13 protein-coding genes are annotated in these 17,947 nt (G+C 54.9%); 6 read left to right on the forward strand and 7 right to left on the reverse strand.

The window, feature by feature from the left end; translation table 11 throughout:
* Window positions 1–205 precede the first annotated feature (205 nt).
* The 3 genes from ACHUE7_RS13510 (at window position 206) to gntR (ending at window position 4,549) form a co-directional block, all read left to right on the forward strand.
* Window positions 206–2,572 carry a sensor histidine kinase gene (locus ACHUE7_RS13510; RefSeq protein WP_394170437.1) on the forward strand — a complete coding sequence of 789 codons (2,367 nt, stop codon included), beginning with the start codon at window positions 206–208 and terminating at the stop codon, window positions 2,570–2,572.
* 58 nt (window positions 2,573–2,630) lie between these two features.
* Window positions 2,631–3,236 carry a response regulator transcription factor gene (locus ACHUE7_RS13515; protein ID WP_394170438.1) on the forward strand — a complete coding sequence of 202 codons (606 nt, stop codon included), beginning with the start codon at window positions 2,631–2,633 and terminating at the stop codon, window positions 3,234–3,236.
* Between the two features lie 317 nt (window positions 3,237–3,553).
* Window positions 3,554–4,549 carry a gluconate operon transcriptional repressor GntR gene (gene gntR / locus ACHUE7_RS13520; protein ID WP_394170439.1) on the forward strand — a complete coding sequence of 332 codons (996 nt, stop codon included), beginning with the start codon at window positions 3,554–3,556 and terminating at the stop codon, window positions 4,547–4,549.
* Window positions 4,550–4,699: 150 nt separating this feature from the next.
* Here gntR and ACHUE7_RS13525 read toward each other — a convergent pair whose 3' ends face one another.
* From ACHUE7_RS13525 to ACHUE7_RS13545, 5 genes are all read right to left on the reverse strand, one after another.
* Window positions 4,700–5,206 carry a gluconokinase gene (locus ACHUE7_RS13525; protein ID WP_394170440.1) on the reverse strand — a complete coding sequence of 169 codons (507 nt, stop codon included), beginning with the start codon at window positions 5,204–5,206 and terminating at the stop codon, window positions 4,700–4,702.
* 19 nt (window positions 5,207–5,225) lie between these two features.
* The gene (locus tag ACHUE7_RS13530; RefSeq protein WP_394170441.1) at window positions 5,226–6,542 is read right to left on the reverse strand and encodes a TRAP transporter large permease; all 1,317 of its coding nucleotides are present in this window, start codon (window positions 6,540–6,542) and stop codon (window positions 5,226–5,228) included.
* Complete coding sequence (locus ACHUE7_RS13535; protein ID WP_394170442.1) at window positions 6,542–7,102, reverse strand: TRAP transporter small permease subunit; 561 nt, start codon at window positions 7,100–7,102, stop codon at window positions 6,542–6,544. Before ACHUE7_RS13535 ends, ACHUE7_RS13530 begins: the two co-directional genes overlap by 1 nt.
* A gap of 52 nt (window positions 7,103–7,154) precedes the next feature.
* Window positions 7,155–8,168, reverse strand: coding sequence for a TRAP transporter substrate-binding protein (locus ACHUE7_RS13540; RefSeq protein ID WP_394170443.1), 1,014 nt, complete (start codon window positions 8,166–8,168; stop codon window positions 7,155–7,157).
* A gap of 159 nt (window positions 8,169–8,327) precedes the next feature.
* Window positions 8,328–10,682 (reverse strand): GH36-type glycosyl hydrolase domain-containing protein, encoded by a 2,355-nt coding sequence (locus ACHUE7_RS13545; RefSeq protein WP_394170444.1) that lies wholly within the window; start codon window positions 10,680–10,682, stop codon window positions 8,328–8,330.
* A gap of 125 nt (window positions 10,683–10,807) precedes the next feature.
* On the opposite strand from ACHUE7_RS13545, the gene ACHUE7_RS13550 reads away from it, so the two are divergent.
* The 3 genes from ACHUE7_RS13550 to ACHUE7_RS13560 all read left to right on the forward strand — a co-directional run bounded on the left by ACHUE7_RS13550 (window position 10,808) and on the right by ACHUE7_RS13560 (window position 14,394).
* A complete protein-coding gene (locus tag ACHUE7_RS13550) occupies window positions 10,808–11,671 on the forward strand; it encodes an SMP-30/gluconolactonase/LRE family protein (RefSeq protein ID WP_394170445.1) in 864 nt (287 codons plus the stop codon).
* A 295-nt stretch (window positions 11,672–11,966) separates the two neighbouring features.
* Window positions 11,967–12,173, forward strand: a complete 207-nt coding sequence (cspE, locus tag ACHUE7_RS13555) for a transcription antiterminator/RNA stability regulator CspE (protein WP_028671572.1) — start codon at window positions 11,967–11,969, stop codon at window positions 12,171–12,173.
* Window positions 12,174–12,531: 358 nt separating this feature from the next.
* The gene (locus ACHUE7_RS13560) at window positions 12,532–14,394 is read left to right on the forward strand and encodes a sensor domain-containing phosphodiesterase (protein WP_394170446.1); all 1,863 of its coding nucleotides are present in this window, start codon (window positions 12,532–12,534) and stop codon (window positions 14,392–14,394) included.
* Window positions 14,395–14,418: 24 nt separating this feature from the next.
* On the opposite strand, the gene ACHUE7_RS13565 is transcribed toward ACHUE7_RS13560, so the two are convergent.
* Complete coding sequence (locus ACHUE7_RS13565) at window positions 14,419–15,321, reverse strand: transglutaminase family protein (RefSeq protein WP_394170447.1); 903 nt, start codon at window positions 15,319–15,321, stop codon at window positions 14,419–14,421.
* The gene (locus tag ACHUE7_RS13570; protein ID WP_394170448.1) at window positions 15,318–17,933 is read right to left on the reverse strand and encodes a circularly permuted type 2 ATP-grasp protein; all 2,616 of its coding nucleotides are present in this window, start codon (window positions 17,931–17,933) and stop codon (window positions 15,318–15,320) included. Before ACHUE7_RS13570 ends, ACHUE7_RS13565 begins: the two co-directional genes overlap by 4 nt.
* Window positions 17,934–17,947 lie beyond the last annotated feature (14 nt).

Consider the following 17,947-nt stretch of genomic DNA (forward strand, 5'->3'; position numbering starts at 1 on the left):
AGCGCCTGGGTCATACAGGATTACACTGTGCGCGTTTTTTGACACCAGGGCGCAGAAGTAGCCCGACGGGGGTTATACTTCCCGGGCTAAAATCAGTCGCTTCATATTGACAGCATCGTAAAATCGGGTCATTTTGCCCGTTGCTCACCTTACCTGAGTCGGTAATTTATCGATTTGGCTCTGGTCAGAGGGATCTTTCACCGCTATGAATCTGCTTGCGTTTGGCCTGAGGACATTCTTACCCCACAGCGGGCTGGTTAAATTCGGCGGGCTTGTCTGCCTCGTTCTCTTTCTGGCTTACCCGGTTCAGGCTGAGCGTCCCTCGGCTTCTTCACACTTGAATGTCGACCTGTCGATGCTGGACCTCGACCGCACGGATGTTCGCTACGCACTTGCCAGTAACTCTCACTCGACCGGTTTTATGCCTGCTCCAATTGGGCAGAAGCTGGAAGACGCACCCCACGAGTTCAAAGGTGAGCAGGGGGCCGGTCTGACCGCGAATTTCAGACAGCACAATCGATACTGGCTGTCTGCGCGCGTTATTAATCAGACTGAGACCCGGGACTGGTACGTGCACATCAGTAATTTCGGCTTTCAGCAACCACGCATCCTGATCAGGGACTGGGATGGTCAGACCATTCATACCATCGATAACACGGTGGCTTCCGGAGCCACGGAAATCAATGCCATCGGGCGTGCGGCCAAAGTCACGCTTGAACCGGGTATGTCATATCAAATCGTGGTTGAGTTGTCCGCAAATCATGTTACCTGGAAACCCTACATCGGCCTGATGAGCACAGACTTTTATCAATCCTGGCAAATGCAGATGGATTTTGCGTTCAAGCTGGCCATCGGGATCATGCTGGGCATTATACTACTGGGTTTTGTTGCCTGGGCTTTGACGTCTGATAAAACGTTTTTCTGGGGTGCCGCCTCTTCTCTGGTGATGCTGTGCTATTACCTGGAACATAGCAGCCTACCAGCCATTTTGGGGCAGGCCAGTTACGAGAAAACGGCATTTTTCTGGTTGCTGGTTACGTTTTCGTTACTGACGATGACCGCCTTTGCCGCCAGTTTCCTGCAGATCAACCGACGGTCAGGGCGATGGTATTCGCTGTTCTATTACGCCATTTTGGCCACCATGCTTGTTGGGCTCGCCGGTACGCAGCTATCGTTCAATGCCAATGTACTTGTCTATTCCCTGAATTATTTGTTGGTCTCGCTGGTTATTCTGGGGTCGGGAATCTCCAGGGTTCGATCTCAGGGGCGTTACTACTGGATGTACATTCTGGGCTGGTTACCCATGGTTTTGTCGATGGTACAGGTGATCTGGGTCGTCAATGCCCCCCGGGGAGCCGTTGAGGAAATCGGCGTTTCCTACAAGATGATCCATGTTCTGTATATTCAGATTTTGCACATGGTCCTGCACATTGCCGCCATCGTTTTGCGCGTCAAAGCGCTGAATGAAGAAAAGCACCGCATGGAACAGATCAGTCAGGCCAAATCGCGCTTTATTGCGCATAGCAGTCACGATCTCAGTCAGCCTTTGCATTCGATGAATGTCTACATGGAATGTTTGAAACCCCATGTTCATGGCCAGGCTGGCAACGACCTGTTTGTACGGCTCAAAGAAACCCATCGCCAGATGAATGAATCCTTCAGCGCCATCATGGATCTGACCAAGCTGGAGTCCGGTGTGATCAGGCCAGGCCTTGAAATCGTGTCACTGGAACGTCTGTTTTCAAAGTTGCGGGGTGAGTATCTGGGGTTGGCCATGTCCAGGCGTCTTGAGCTGAGCGTCGAAGCCGAATCGTTGCAGGTGCGCAGTGATCCGGTCTTACTGGAGCGCATGCTGCGTAACCTCATTTCCAATGCCATCAAGTACACCGACGCGGGCAAGGTGAGGGTGGTTTGCCGTAGTGTGGACAATCAGGTGGTCATCGAAGTTATCGACACCGGCTGCGGTATTGCCAGTGAGGACCAGGAAGCCATTTTCGATATTTATCACCGTTCACTGGAAGCTCCGGATACAACCAGCGGCTCTGGTATTGGTTTGTCGATCGTCAGGCATATCTCCCAGTTGCTGGATCACCCGGTGTCGTTAACGTCAGTGCCCGGTGAAGGCAGCTGTTTCGCGATCCATGCTCCGCTGGTGGAAGAAACGGCTCTGCGCAGAGATCCCGAAACATCATCAACGAGAACCAGTAAGTTTGTCGTGGCACTGGTGCTGGGGAATACCGGTCTGAGAGATCCCGTGTGGGATCGGCTGAAACAATGGAATTGTTCGGTATTGATTTTCAACTCGGCGGACGAGGTGCTGCAGTCTCGAGTGCCGGTGGATATCGTGATGTGCGACGACGCCAATCAGCGAGACATCGCTCTGTTATCTGATCGCGCCGACGTTCTGACACAAGGCTGCGTGGCCGCCTGTATTTGCAAACCCGGGTTCACGTTGCCCGAGCACTGGGTTGCCTTGTCGGCGCCGGTGATGCCCGCTCAGTTGCGCGCCCTATTGAACTTCGCTGCACGAAAGCGTCAGTCTCAGGCACCGCAAGCAGTCGCTGCCCAGTGAAGCTTGACCTCATGGCTACAGTTTTATTCGCAGTAATGCGACCACAAGAGTCGAGATTATGACCGTGAAAATAGTGATTACTGAAGATCACGAGCTGTATCGGGATGCGCTGGGTACTCTGGTGTTGGAGGCATTTCCGGGCGTTCAGGTGATTGAATCGGGTGATTTTCCCACGACGTTATCCTTGCTCGACGCACATTCAGATGTAGCGCTGGTGTTGTTTGATATTCATATTCCAGGCACCAGTGGCCTAAATGGGCTGAAAGAGATCAAAGCCCGTTATCCGGCACTTCCGCTGGTGGTGGTGTCTACGGTTGATTACCAGGCCAGCATTCAGCAGATGCTGCAGCTCGGAGCAGATGGATTTATCGCAAAAACCAGTTCGCGCGCGATGATGGTTCGGGCGCTCAGAGATGTCATGGAAGGCGAAGTTGTTATTCTCAGTGGTCGCGACAACGACGACGTCGTAGCATTGTCACCTCGCCAGATAGATACCCTCGAATTACTGGCCCAGGGGCTCCCCAACAAGGAGATCGCAGCCAGACTTAACATTGCTCCTACCACAGTACGGGAATATGTCTCTGACATTCTGGGGCTGTTCAAATGCGATAACCGAACGCAGGCCGTCCTGAAAGCCCGGCAGCTTGGTTTCATTCTGTATTAGTATCGTTCGTTACCTGGTACCCCGCTTGTGGAGGTTGTGGCCGAATGGTGATTGCCAGCTTGGTGACACTGTTCCGTCAGTCTCAATTCGATAACTCAGATTAAGGGCGGCTTCAGCTGCCGGGACGGCCCTGAATGCGCACCAGCAGGTACTGTGCAGCGCGCTCGCTATAGGCTTGACATGGGGGTTCGTAGGACGGGTCTGGGGGATTGCCTTTATTTACCTGACTGGGACGCCGGTGATGTAGATTCCGCGCCTGCATATGTCTCGATTAGGTGTATCATATTGGTCTTTACGGGTATGGATTAACTGATTTTGTGAAACACAGACGACCAACATTACAGGATATTGCTGACCGGGTAGGCGCCACTAAAATGACGGTGAGTCGCTGTTTGCGTACTCCGGATGCGGTGTCGGAGAACTTGCGACAACGCATTTTTGCGGCTGCAGAAGAGCTGGGATATATCCCCAATCGCGGCCCCGACATGCTCTCCAGATCAACCAGTCGAGCCATTGGTGTATTGTTGCCGTCATTAACCAATCAGGTGTTTGCTGACGTGATCATGGGTATTGAAAAAGTCACGGAACCGGCCGGCTATCACCTGATGATGTCCCATTATGGGTACAGCATTGAAACCGAAGAGCGCAGTCTTGCCTCCTTGTTGTCCTACAACGTTGACGGGGTGATATTGTCGGAAAGTCAGCATACCCAGCGTACCATCCGTATGCTCGACACGGCAGGTATTCCTGCAGTAGAGATTATGGATTCGCGAACTCGTCCCTTTCAGCAGGCGGTTGGCTTCGATAATGTTGCAGCGTCCTACGACATGGTCTGTGAGATGATTCGACGTGGCCGTCGACAGGTTTTGTATCTGGCGGTTCGGCTTGATGCCCGCACGCTGCAACGCCAGGAAGGTTACCAGCGTGCAATGGCCGAACATGGCCTGACACCTCAGACACTGCGCATTACGTCCCGGTCCTCATACAGTGTCGGTGCCAGTCTCATGGCCAGTGTACTGGAGGAGTATCCGGAAACGGACGGCATCTTTTGCACCAACGACGATGTTGCCGTGGGCGCCTATTTCGAGTGCATGAAGCGTGGCGTAAAAGTACCGGAGCAGATGGCGATAGCCGGCTTTCACGGACACGACGTCGGTCAGGTAATGTCACCCCGTCTCGCCAGTGTCATAACCCCCCGGGAGTCCGTGGGCGAAAGGGCTGCGTACGAATTGATGAACCGTATTCAGGGGCGGCTGTTTGAAGAACCGATCATTGATCTCGGGTATCGAATAGAAGCTGGCGGAACCATCTAATAGGATTCGAAAAAGCGCCCTGCCTGTGTGCGAGTTACATCCATGTAGCTCAGCGGTTGGCGTCACCTGCTGTTTCATTCCAGTCGAATCGGTCAAAACACACAAAGTAACTGGTCGGAATCTTGTTTATTGATTGGCCTGGTGTGGCGACTAGAGCCGTTCATGGCGAGCCTGTAACTTGCTCAAACAATCGTCTATTACCGCCTCTGCTGATTGGGCGATGTCAATTATCAGGGCTTCGGCTGCCGAGGGAGCCTCCAGCTGCACGAACTGACTTTCCAGCATCCTTCTTCCGGAGAAGTAGTGATCTTCGCGCTGTGAATGACGAGACCAGATAGTATCGATGTCGCCTTTGAGGTAAACGAACGTCATGTCAGAGGTAGCGCGTCTCAAACGGTCGCGATAATCGATCTTCAGCGCCGAACAAGCGAGCACCAGACCGGACTGACGCTGAATTAACGCGGCCAGGTCATTGAGCCAGTCGGCTCGGTCGGCATCGGATAGCGGGATACCGCTGCTCATTTTTTCGATGTTAGCCTGGCTGTGGAAATCATCGGCGTCGAAAAAAGGCAGGGCAAGCGCCTCTGCGAGTCGCGAACCCACCAGGCTTTTGCCGCTGCCCGATACGCCCATCACGATAATGCAGGGGGTGTTCAATCCGTTGTCTCCGATCATATTATTCCCACCACAATGCCAGTTGAGGAAAGGCGATGAGCAATGCCAGTGCAATCAGTTGTAAGCCGATGAAGGGCATCAGTGAGGTAAAAATATGGCCCAGGGTAATGCCTTTGGGCGCAACTGACTTGAGGTAAAAGGCAGCCGGGCCAAAGGGTGGAGAGAGAAACGACACCTGCATGTTCATGCAGAAGACCACGCCAAACCAGATCGGGCTATAGCCCAGTTCGATGATGATGGGCACAAAGATTGGCATGGTTAGCAGTGCCACACCTACCCAGTCGAGGAACATGCCCAGCACCAGTAAAATGACCATCATGAACAAAATGGTGGTCAGCCCATGGCCGCCGCTGACGGCGAAGATGGAGTCTCGAACGAATTCGATGCCGCCCATCAGGTTGTATACCCCGACCAGTGCCGTCGCGCCGATGCCAATCCAGATGATCATGCCGCAGGTACGCAGTGTGGTCATGGTGGCCTTGCGCACCATGTCGAAGGTCAGTTCGCCGCGGATCAAAGTGCTGATAGCTATGCCGACTGCACCGAGTGCCGACGCTTCGGTAACGGAAGCGATGCCACTGTAAATGCTGCCCAGCACAGTCACGACCGAGAGAATCGGAAACAGTAGGGCTTTAACAAAGTTCGGGGCTGGGGCTTCCTCTGCTTCCTGCTCAGCTGGCAGGGGTGCCAGTGACGGATTCAGGCGGACGCGAATCAGTACGTAAGCGATGTACAACATGGCCAGAATAAAGGCGGGCAGAAAAGCACCCTTGAACAGATCGCCAATTGATACGTTGGCGGTCAGGCCATAAATAATCAATACGATGCTCGGTGGCAACATGGTACCCAGCGCACCGCCGGCACAGGTGGTGCCAATGGCCAGATTTCGGTCGTAACCCAAACGCAGCATTTGTGGCAGTGCCAGTATGCCGAGCAAAACGGTTTCGCCACCGATCACGCCTGACATGGAGGCCAGAATCATCGCGACGACCAGAGTTTGTACGGCAACACCGCCGCGCAGTTTGCGTCCAAGACGGTTCATAGCGTCGAACAAGTCGCGGGCGATGCCGGAATGATCCAGCAACGCCGCCATTAACACGAACATGGGGACCGCCAGGAATACGTAGCTGCCAATAAAGCTGTACATGCGGCTGGTCACAATGCCGAGTGCCGGCGGGCCAAACCAGCCAAGTGCGAAAATCAGCGCAACGAATCCGGTGGCAAAAGCCAACTGCATACCGGTTAACAGCAGCAGGATCATTAAAGAGAGCATCAGCAGGCTGCCGTAGCCAATGCCGATGGAGGACAATTCAAACATCAGACATTCCTCAACTGGCGCAGATCACGGATCAGGTGTAATACCAATTGCAGCGTCAGCACCGCAAAAGCGACAAGGATGAATACTTTCAAATAGGCCGGGAATGGCGGGTTCCATGCAGAGCCGCTGGTTTCCAGCCGAAGGGCCCCCCAGGGAGTAAAGACGGCCTTGCGAGCCATGGTCCAGCCGGCGTAAAGCATCATTCCGGAAAAGCCGAGACCGAGCAGATGATGCAGGATGCGCAACCAGCATTGGGCGCGTTCGGAAACGGAATCGTAAATCAATACAACGCGAACATGTTTGTCTGAGGCAAAGGCGTAGAGACCGCCAAAAATAAACAGAGAGGCGCCGATGAATGTTGCGGTTTCGTGTACCCAGGTTGTGGGGTCATCAAAAACGTAGCGCATGACGATCTCGTAAGTCGAGACAATGGCTACTACAGCAAACAGGATGCTGAGCTTCGAACCGAGCCAGACGATGCCGCGGTCCAGCGCATTACTCGCGAGGTCTTCGTCGCGTTCTGCTGCGGGAAGAGGAAGGGCTTCAGGGGTATCGGGCATTTCGAGACTCCAGGCCCGGGGCATGTCCCCGGGCTCCGATTGACTGGTCAGATTACAGCAGGCCCTGGGATTCCAGGTAAGCCGTTACCGATTCATACACCTTCTGTGCATTGGGTGATTGCTCGGCGTATCTTTCCCACTGGGTGCGAGCGATGCCACGGAACTTCATGCGTTCTTCATCCGACCAGTTGTGGATCGTGATGTCCGGATTCGCGCGGGCTTCTTTGACGGCATCAACATCAGCCATCGCCAGTTGGGTGCTGATGTCATAGGCAAAGTCACGCGTTGAGGTGGTGAAAATGGTTTGAATGTCGGCGGGCAATTCGTTCCACTCATCGAGATTCATGACCACTTCCAGCAATGGCAGGGAGTGGAAACCGGGGTAGACCGGGTGGGCTGCAACTTCGTGCATACCTGCCGCGTGGTTGGTTGAAAAAACGGTGTAATCAGCAGCGTCGATTACGCCCTTGCTCAGCCCGGTGAACACTTCGGAGCCAGGCAAATTGACCGGAGATGCGCCAGCTGCGGCAAATACTGACTGTACGAGGCCTTCAGGTGCCCGCAGTTTCAGACCCTCCAGATCCGCTACGCTGTCCAGCGGTACGCTCGATACAAAGGCTTCGAGGCCCGTGGCACCACCGCCAACAAACTTCACGCCATACGGCTCGTAGAGTTCATTCATCAGTTCATAGCCACCACCGTAATAGATATAGCTGATCAACTGGTTCGGGTTTGACCAGGCGCCTACGGTGTTGCCAATCAAGCCAAAGGCCGGGTCTTTACCAGAGAAGTATTCGGTAACGGAAATGTGACCGTTCAGAATGCCAGCTTCAATCGCATCCAGCGTTTCAGTGTGGCTGACCACGCTGCCCACCGGCATGATTTCAATGGAAACCCGACCGTCGGTCATGGCTTCAACGCGATCGGCCCATTCCTGTTTGATCTGGAAGTTCTTTACGCCGGACGGATCCGACGACTGGAATTTGAAATTGTACTCAGCGGCGAAAGCGCCCGTAGCGAGGGTTGATGAGACAATCCCTGCGATCAATTTAACGGCTGTGTTCATTGGTATCTCCTGCGAGGTTTGTTGTTATTGGTGTCTGATGTTACCGGTAACAATTTTATGCGATCTGTTTTGTTACCGGTAACTTTGGCGAGTCTATAGCAGGATCCTTTCGGTGACAATGTTTTATAGCGGCTGAATCGCCGCATTTATTGGAAAGGCTCAGCAGACGACTTTCACCTGGTATAGTTTGCCCGGACGAATGTCGGTTATACAATCGCCTTCGAGGCGATGCCCGTCTACCCAAATGCCTTTCTGGTCTGACTTGGCTGTCCTTAGATAGCGCACGCCGAAACGGGCCCACCGGAATTGCCGAACCACCTTAACCTCGTCCCATTCTGTCGGCAGAGCGGGGCGAATCAGTAAGCCATCCTGAGTGCCTCTTAATCCGAAGAGCGACTCGATCAACGTTCGATAGACCCAGGCAACGGTACCGGTGTTGAACAACTGACTGGACCGGCCAGCCGTGCGCGGAAACTGGTAATAGGCACCCCGATAATAGTTGGGAATATATACCGGCATTTGACCGCGCTGGCGGTAGTCGATATCGGAATCGCCGGGAATCATCTGTCGAATCAGCCGGTAGGCACGATCCGTTTCACCGGTCTGATAAAGGCTGTAGGCGTAGAAAGCCGCTGCGTGATTGTAAACCGATCCGTTCTCAGCCGAACCCGGGTGTTTCTGGGTGACCCGGCCCACGTCATCGCGCATGGCGGTGTAGGCTGGTGCGAACATCATCACGCCGTAGGGGGTTTCCAGCTGGGCTTCAATGGCTGCAATCATTGACGATTGCTGTGCTTCTGAGCAGGTACCGGCCAGGATCGCCCAGCTTTGCGGGTTAAGAAAAATGCGCCCCTCGGCATCGTCGCTGATGCCGAAAGTAACACCATCGTCGGTAATGCCCCGGCCATACCACTGGCCGTCCCACAGATGCCGGTTTACGGCTGTGTCGATTTCACCGGCGCAAGCAAGGCATTCCTCAGCAACCTCGCTGTCCCCCTGGTGCTGGCACACCTGCGCCCAGAGTTTAAGGGCATAGGAGGTCGCCACACTCAGCCAGCCAGACACGCCCTTGCCCTTGTAGCCGACCATGTTCATCGGGTCGCACCAGTCGCCCTGGGCGATGTAGCTGAGCCCGCGGTCATCCCTTGTTTGCATCAGCCAGCGCATGGCTTGCGTCATTCGGTCGTACACCGTGCTTTGGCCGTCACCCTGCCAATCGCTGACCCGCTGTGACAGTAAGTCGTAATCACCGGTTTCAGCAAAGTAGGCCTGCAGCGTAATCGGTAGCCAGACACAATGGTCGGTATGGGGTATCTGGTTGATGTATTTCAATTCCGTCTCGGCGCTGAGGCGAATGCCATCAGGCATCGCACCGGATGCCTCTTGCTGACTGAGGGCGTAGACCAGGGCGTCACGGGTAACCCGGGGGTTGATGTAAACCATGCCCAATGCATCTTGCAGGTAATTCCGGGTTTGCGGATCCATGCTCAGCCGGTTTACATCGCCATGATAAAACACCTGGCGTGGCAGCCAGTGGTTCACAACGTCGTTCAGCAGGGCATCGGGTGTTTCGATATGGAGCACGCCTTCTCCCTGGCCAATATAGCGGGCATAACGGGATTGAACCTCGCTGAAATCCGGAGCGCTGAAATAGCGCTCCCGGATCTGTCGAATGTGCGCCTCATCCCGTGCCGGGCCGATCAGAAAGCGGTACTCCTGCTGGCCTCCCGGTTCGAGTTCAAGCCGGTATTGCAGGGCTGCAACCGGTGATTCGTACAGCGCTTCTCCCTTTGACAGCATTGCCTGCTGCACGCCATCCGGCCGGTGTAGCCCACCTTCGCCTTCAAACTGTTCACGCTGGGTCTCAAAGCTTAATGGCGGCTGGTCGTGCAGAAAATAGGTGAGCTCCTGAAAGTCTTTTTGTTTGAAATAATCATCTACTTTCTGATAAGGCGTGACGTACCGCGCAACGATGCCGCCCAGATCTTCGCGGTAGCTGGCTGACTGATTCATCCAGCTCATATAGCCAAAGGGGGTGTAAGGGTAAAAGCTGAGCGCTCGCGTCCGGTCGGATTCGTTGATCAGTTTTACCTGCCACAATTCGACCACGTCGTCCTCGGTCAGGCTCAGGGTCAGTTCAATGTTTAAACCGGAATGGAATATGCGCCAGCGAATGTCACTCTGACCCACCGAAAACACAAAGCGGTCCGGTGTGGCCCGAACCGGCTCATAGGGTGCGGAAAAGAGTTCGCCGCTGTGTTCATCCTTAATGTAGAAGAACCGGCCCGGGTGATGAGCGTAGTAAGGTTGCTCGGGCTGCATGAAGGTTTTGGCTTCAAGGTTCGGCGCATAGATGTACTTGGCCGGTTCAGGCTGCATGAACTGTGCAGTGGCAAAACCCCGGCAGTTCATCTGTATCATCATTTTCGGGTTCCAGAGGAACCCGGCAGCGCGTGGCATGGCGGTGGGGCTGTTTAACTCAAAACGCTGGCCAGCCTCGGTGGCTTTTATCATTGTTATGGCTCCTGGTGCCTGTTCAGTGCGAGCAAGGTAAGCGGTCTGGCTTGTAATGTTACCGGTAACTCAGTAAAGTTTACTGAAATGAAACCGGTTACACAAGCCAGAGGAATCCAAGCGTCATGTCTGCACCGAGTGTTTTTGATGACCGTTGTTGTCAGCTGGGGGAGGGGCCCTTGTGGCACCCTCGTCGACAACAGCTGTTCTGGTTCGACATTCTGGAAAACCGGCTGCATAGCCGTCAGCGGGGTGAGGCAATAAGCTGGTCGTTTGACGAGGCGGTCTCGGCGGCAGGCTGGATCAGTAAAACCGAGTTGCTGATCGCCAGCGAGTCCATGCTATTCAGGTTTGATCTGGTCACCGCTGAACGGGTTCCCGTGCACTCGCTTGAAGCCAATAACCCTGCAACCCGCAGTAATGACGGGCGCGCCGACCCCTGGGGCGGGTTTTGGATCAGCACCATGGGCTGGCAGGGGGAGGCGGGGGCAGGTAGCCTCTATCGGTATTATCAGGGCGTGCTTAAAAAACTGGTCTCTGATCTGAGCATTCCCAATGCCATCTGTTTCGCGCCAGATGCCTCCTGTGCCTACTGGGTCGATACCACCGAAGGGCAGTTATGGCGTCAGCCACTCGACCCGGTTCATGGCTGGCCCACAGGTAGTAAGCAGCGGGTGATCGATTTTGCTGCCCAGGGGCTTAACCCGGACGGTGCCATTGTGGATGCCCGGGGTGATATTTGGAGTGCCCAATGGGGTGCCGGCCGTGTAGTTCGCTACAGCCCAGAGGGTGAAGAGCAGCAGGTGATCACGCTGCCAACCCCGCAAACAACCTGTCCTGCTTTGGGCGGGGAAGCGCTGGATACACTTTATGTGACGACGGCTGCCCAAGGGCTGGAGGCGGATGATGGTTTGGGCGGGCGGGTGTTTCAGTACCCTGTGGGTATTCGTGGGCAGGCTGAGCACCAGGTTAGGCTGAAAGACGGGTGAATTTCATCACGGAATAACGCCATCAGAATTTTTTTTGAAAGCCCAAAGGTAATCAAATCAAGCAGTTAGAACCAGCGTTCGAAATATTTGCGTTTGGGTGCTGAGAAACCTTTGACATCATCGGTGGAATCTATATCCTTGGTCACAGCTTAAAAAGAAAGACGCAAGATAGTTTAATTGCTCCATGCCGGTTTAGTTTTATTCCTGCCTTGAAGTTCTTAAGTACGTCAGCTCCAATTTTTATGCTAAAAGAGCTCAATTTCGGGCACAATTGTTAATTGATAGGAATACGACTATGTCTACAGTAACTGGCACCGTTAAGTGGTTTAACGAAGCAAAAGGTTTTGGTTTCATCGAGCAGGAAGGCGGCAAAGACGTCTTCGCACATTTCAGTGCTATCACTGGCTCTGGCTTCAAAACCCTGACCGAAGGCCAAAAAGTTGAGTTCACCGTAACTCAAGGCCAGAAAGGTCCTCAGGCTGAGAACATCACCCCTCTGTAAGGGCTGATTGATTCTACGAAAGGCTCTGCTTAGGCAGGGCCTTTTTTGTATGTGTCTCATTTGTAAAGCAGTAAAGCAACAGTTCAGGCCGTTTTCCTTACAAGCCAAGACTTTACAGTACCTCTGTTTTCAGTGAAAAACTTCGACAAAAGTTCTATATAGCCCATTCCCGCCGGACTTTGATTTTACCAAGAAGTCTCGTACACTGTTTCAATCATTTGTTTTTCAATCTTCGGCCGGATGAATGTCGGCCGTGAGTCGCCAAAGCCGACCCATTGAGCTAATGTAAGATCACTGTGAAGGCCTGTGTGTGGTTGTGACACCCCTTTAACCGTTTTTGCAAGAGGTCACCAGTTCGATGCGACGCGAGTCTGACCTATCCTGGAAAACCTTTCTGGAGATGATTTCCAGTCTGTCTGCGCAGTTTGTTGCGACGCCTCACCACAAAGTCGACAAGGTTATTCAGCAGGCGTTGGACCGGGTTGGGCGTTATTTCAATGCTGACAGAAGTTACATCTTTCTGTTTTCAGACGATACCCGGCTGTGCAGCAATACCCATGAATGGTGCGCCGAAGGGGTGACTGAACAGATCGAAGGTTTGCAGAATCTCGAAGTGGACATCTTTCCGAACTGGCTGCGTTCGTTCAACGACGCAAAACCGGTTCATATTCCTCAGGTAAACGACATCCCCTCCGACAGCGTTGAGTACGGCATTCTGGCACACCAGAGCGTACAGTCAGCCTTGATGGTACCCATGAACACCAAAGATGGCCTGTTTGGCATGTTAGGGCTCGATCTGGTGCGCACCCACAAATCCTGGAGCGATGACGAAATAGCGGCCATACGGCTGTTGGCGGGCAATATTTGCAGCCTACTGCAACGCCAGCGTGCCGAGCAAAAAATTGATCGTCTGGCATTTTTCGATACGCTAACCGGGCTTGCCAACCGGTCACTGATTCGCGAGCGCATTCGCCAGAGTCTGCGATCCAGCCAGCGTTCATCGCTTTACAATGCGCTGATCATTATTGATCTCGATCGCTTCAAGTCGTTGAACGAGGAATACGGGCATCTTTGCGGTGACGAGCTGCTCAGCCAGATGGCGGAGCGATTACGACGCTTTATTCCGGAAAGCGATTCACTCGCCCGGCTAGGTGATGACGAGTTTGCGGTGCTGGTTGACAGCGTCTCTTCAGAACTGACTGATACCCTTACCCGGGTTAAAAAACTGTGTGAAACATTAAATGAGGTCTGTACGGAGCCTTATGAGCTTGACGGTCAGCGGGTTCATGTCAGCATCAGTTTCGGCATCAGCATTTTCGACGGAGATATTACCGACGTAGAAGTGCCGTTGCGACAATCTGACATAGCGATTCGCCGTGCCAAGGCATCCGGTGGGAACACCATTCGTTTTTACGACAACCACCTCGAAGTTCTGTCCGTCCAGCGGACCAGCCTGCTGCAAGACATGAGACAGGCTCTGCTTAATGATCAGTTCGAACTGCATTACCAGGTATTGGTTGATGCCAACCAGAAGCCGGTTGCCTGCGAGGCGCTGGTGCGTTGGAATCACCCTGAGCGGGGGCTGTTATTGCCCGGCGTTTTTATTCCGTTCGCTGAGGAGAGTGGCCTGATCGTCCGCCTCGGACGAAAGATTCTCAGCCTGGCGTGCGAGCAGCTTCAGATTTGGCAGGATGACCCCTTGCTCGGCCAGTTGCCAATGTCGGTCAACATCAGCATGAAGCAATTCAGAGACCCGGGCTTTGCCAGCTTTGTTGCCAGCCTGGTCGACTTTCAACCCCAGCTTTGCAGGCAGTTGAAACTCGAAATAACCGAGTCTCTGCTGGCCGTAAACCTCGACGATGTCATCACAACCATGGATAAGCTGGTGGCGCTGGGGCTGACGTTCTCGCTCGATGATTTTGGCACCGGCTATTCATCGCTCTCCTACCTGCGCAGCTTGCCGCTTTCACAGTTGAAGATTGACCGGAGTTTTGTGCGTGAAGTCGCCGAACAGGCGCAATCCAGAGCCATTGCTCAAACCATTCTGACACTCGGTACCAACCTCGGCCTCGATGTTGTAGCCGAAGGGGTTGAAACACCGGATCAACGTGATGAACTGGTGGCTATGGGCTGTCGAATCTTTCAGGGCTATCTGTTTGCCAAATCGTTGCCGGCGGCCGAGTTTGAGGCGCTGGTTCGCTCTGAGAACATTATCGGGTAAATTTTTTCGTTTGATCGCTACTGTTCAACTCTCCAGTGGTAGCACATCCACCTCAACCGTCAGCTCATGGGCGCCACCGCCATTCATCACGCCGCGCAAGGGCGTGACATCGCCGTAGTCCCGCCCCCAGGCCAGGGTCAAATAGCGTTCGCCGGGCAGGCTGCCGTTGGTCGGGTCGATATCGAGCCAACCCCAGTTTGGAATGAAGACGCTTAGCCAGGCATGGCTGGCATCGGCACCGACCAGTTTTTCCTGCCCCGGCGGAGGAAAAGTCTCCAGATAACCACTGACATATCGCGCTGCCAGGCCGACTGAACGCAGGGCGCCAATAGCCAGGTGGGCGAAATCCTGACAGACACCTTTGCGGTCTTTCAAAACGTCTTCAAGCGGTGTGGCTAGGGTGCTGTACTCGGCGTCGTAACTGAATTCCTGGTAAATTTTTTGGTTGAGCGCCAGCACCGAGTCACACAGGGAACGTTGCGGCGTGAAGCAGTCCAGCGCGAACTGTCTCAGCGATTCGCTGCGGTGAATGAACGGCGAGTTCAGGGTGAACAGGCGCGCCTCCAGACTATCCGGGTCTATTGCCGTGGCAATGCCACCGCGACCCGGTGCCAGTTGTTCTACCACGGCTTCCCAGGCGGTATGAACCTCATCTCCAGCAGGGGCTGGCCGGGGTTGTGTGGTGATTTGGCTGCGTATCGTAACCTCCAGGCTGTCGTGGATGTCCTGAATGGCGAAGTAGACGATGCGATTGCCAAAGAAATCGAGCCGCTCATGCTGGCGCAGGGGCGTGGGCGTTATCGACAGCCGAGTGTTTTTGCAATGCTGATAGTCGAGGTCTCTGGGTAGCAGGCGCGCCTCGTTGTGGCTGAGCGTCACCGGACTGCTGTAGTCGTAATGGGTGGTGTGGCGCAACTGGTATTTCATGTGTCGGATCCTTGCAGGGTGACCAGTTGTTTCGGCGTTTCGGCATGGCTAAAGTGGCTGTGCGAAATGGCATCCGACAGGGCACACAGCGGTGTCAGTAGCTGGTCGAGCAGGGATTCCAGTGCAGCCTGGGCTTTGGTTGAGTTCTCCAGATCAGTCAGTGTATCCAGGTCGACCAGGTGCAGGTAGCTGGTGGCCTGAATGATCAGACGGGTTTCCTGGCTGCGAAAGGGGGTGGTTTCCGGGTGGGGCAGATGTTCGATCTGGGTTTCCAGGCGTTTCAGCATGTAGCCCACTGAGCGGGGGTTGGTTTCATCAAACAACAACAGATCGAGAATGGCAGCCGGGTACAGTTGCGACCGGTAGCGGCGCCGATAAACCGTTAAGTTATCGGTCGTGGCCAATACCGTTTCCCATAGATCGGTGCCCGGTTTGCTGGCGCTGATCATCGCCAGTTTCAGCAATTCCAGGCTGGCGATGCAGCGTTCGGTAATCCGGCCAATGTCCATAAAACGCCAGCCGAAGTGGTGCGGCATGGTCTCGTTGCAGAGCCCGAAGAAGGCAGCCAGCAGAGTGATAATGTCTTCCAGTTTGCGCTGTCCGGCGTTGGCGCCCTGGGTATTGGGCAGATCACTAAAGGTCTGATGCAGGGTGTTGATGGTGCGCCAGGCATCGTCACCGAGGTGGTCGCGAACGGCACGGCTGTTGCGCAACATGGCGTTGAACATTCTGGGCAAGCCTTCGTCGTCGGCATTCTGAAACAGCCCCAGCAGGCTCTTGCGCAATATCATGAATTGTTCGACCGCTGGTGGATGCTCGCCGGAGGGCTTTATAGCCGGGTCGTGTTCCGGATCCAGAGCTTCCGGCAGATCCAGTTTCAGAGCGGTATAGAGATCGGGCAACAGGGTATCGGCCAGGCGCAACTGGCCTTCCTCGACCAGGCTGGTGAGGGATTCCCGCATCAGGCGCGAGCGATTGTCCAGGCGTTCGCCGTAGCGACCGATCCAGAACAGGCTTTCGGCCACCCGACTGGGTAGATCCATCCCGTCACGGGTCACCAGAATGGGCCCCTTGGCGCGCTGCAACAGGCTGACATGGGGTTGGGCGACCGGTGACAGTACCCAAATATCCTTGACGATGGTGCTTTCCATCACCGGCATACCCGGCTCAGCCACCCAGGCCAGGCCGCCGGGCATGATGCGATGCTGACGGTTTTCCGGATCGGATGTGCCGTCGCCCGGGTCTGCCAGTGCGAAAAACCGCAGAGAGACGGGTTGTGGCGTTACCTTATTGTCTTTCAGGTTATAGCTTGGCGAAGAGGCGGGTTTTAGCGGTTGCTCTGCCACATAGAGATGTGGCGCCTGCAGGATCGACTGGTGCAGGCTTGCCAGGGCGTCGGGCGTCAGTTCAGCGGGTTTGATGGTCTGGGTGACGTCGTTCACGGCCCGTATCTGCCAGACGCTCAGGTCGTTCAGCACGGTACTCAGGTAATTCGGTTCACCGCACCAGAGCACGTCGCGGCCGGCCAGTTGCAGTGGCTCACCAAGCAGATACTGACACAAACCCGGCAAAAAGGCGGCCAGCGCCGGGTGCTCCAGAACCCCAACGCCCAGGCTATTGGCTATGGCGACTTCTCCACGCCGGGCAGCCTGCATCAGACCGGGAACCCCCAGCAACGAATCGCCGCGCAGTTCCAGTGGGTCACACCAGGGGTCGGTGATTTGCCGGACGATAACATCGACGGCCTTCAAGCCACCCAGGGTGCGCATCGACACCTGGCCATCACGCACCACCAGGTCACCGCCTTCGACCAGTGAGAAATTCATGTAGTTGGCGAGCCAGGCGTGTTCAAAGTAACCCGAACTGCCCGGGCCAGGGGTGAACAGAACAATATTGGGGTTCTCGCGGCGGTGCGGCGCCAGTTCCGACAGGCAGCGATGATAAGCCTGCAGAAAGCCGGCCAGGCGGCTCAGGGGCGCATCCCGGTACAGTCGCGACAGGGCGCGCGAGAGAATAATGCGGTTTTCCAGAGAATAGCCGACGCCCGAGGCAGCCTGAGTCCAGTCGCCCAGCACGCGCCATTCGCCGTGCTCGTTGCGTATTACATCCATGCCCTGAAAAATCACCCGGGGGCGCTCATACAGGTTGCCACTGTCTGCGGCCGGGAACAGCCAGCCCGGGTGGGTATAGATCAGTTCGGGGGGCAGAATGCCGTCTTTGAGCACGCGCCGCTCGCCGTATAGATCGGCCACCAGGCATTCCAGTAGACGGGCCCGTTGCTTCAGGCCCTGTTCCAGCATGGTCCAGCTTTGCGGGCTGATCACATACGGGATAGGGTCCAGTTGCCAGGAGCGCAGCTTGCGCACCTCGTCTTCGTAAACGTTGAAGGTGACCCCGTTTTCATAGAGGAGGTTCTGGGCTTCCAGGGTGCGTTGTTGCAGGCCATCCAGCCCCAGTTCATCCAGTTCTTCGACCAGCGGCTGCCAGCGTGCCCGGAATTGGCCTTCGCGGGTGACCAGGTCATCGTACTGGTGCGTGCCCTGCGGTCGTTCGGACTGGTAATCCGCTAGTAGGTGTTGCAGCAGGGGGCTGTGCGGGGCTGAATTGCGCATGATCGGTCTGTGTC

The sequence above is a fragment of the Saccharospirillum alexandrii genome (assembly GCF_043641555.1).
GTDB classification, from domain to species: domain Bacteria; phylum Pseudomonadota; class Gammaproteobacteria; order Pseudomonadales; family Natronospirillaceae; genus Saccharospirillum; species Saccharospirillum alexandrii_A.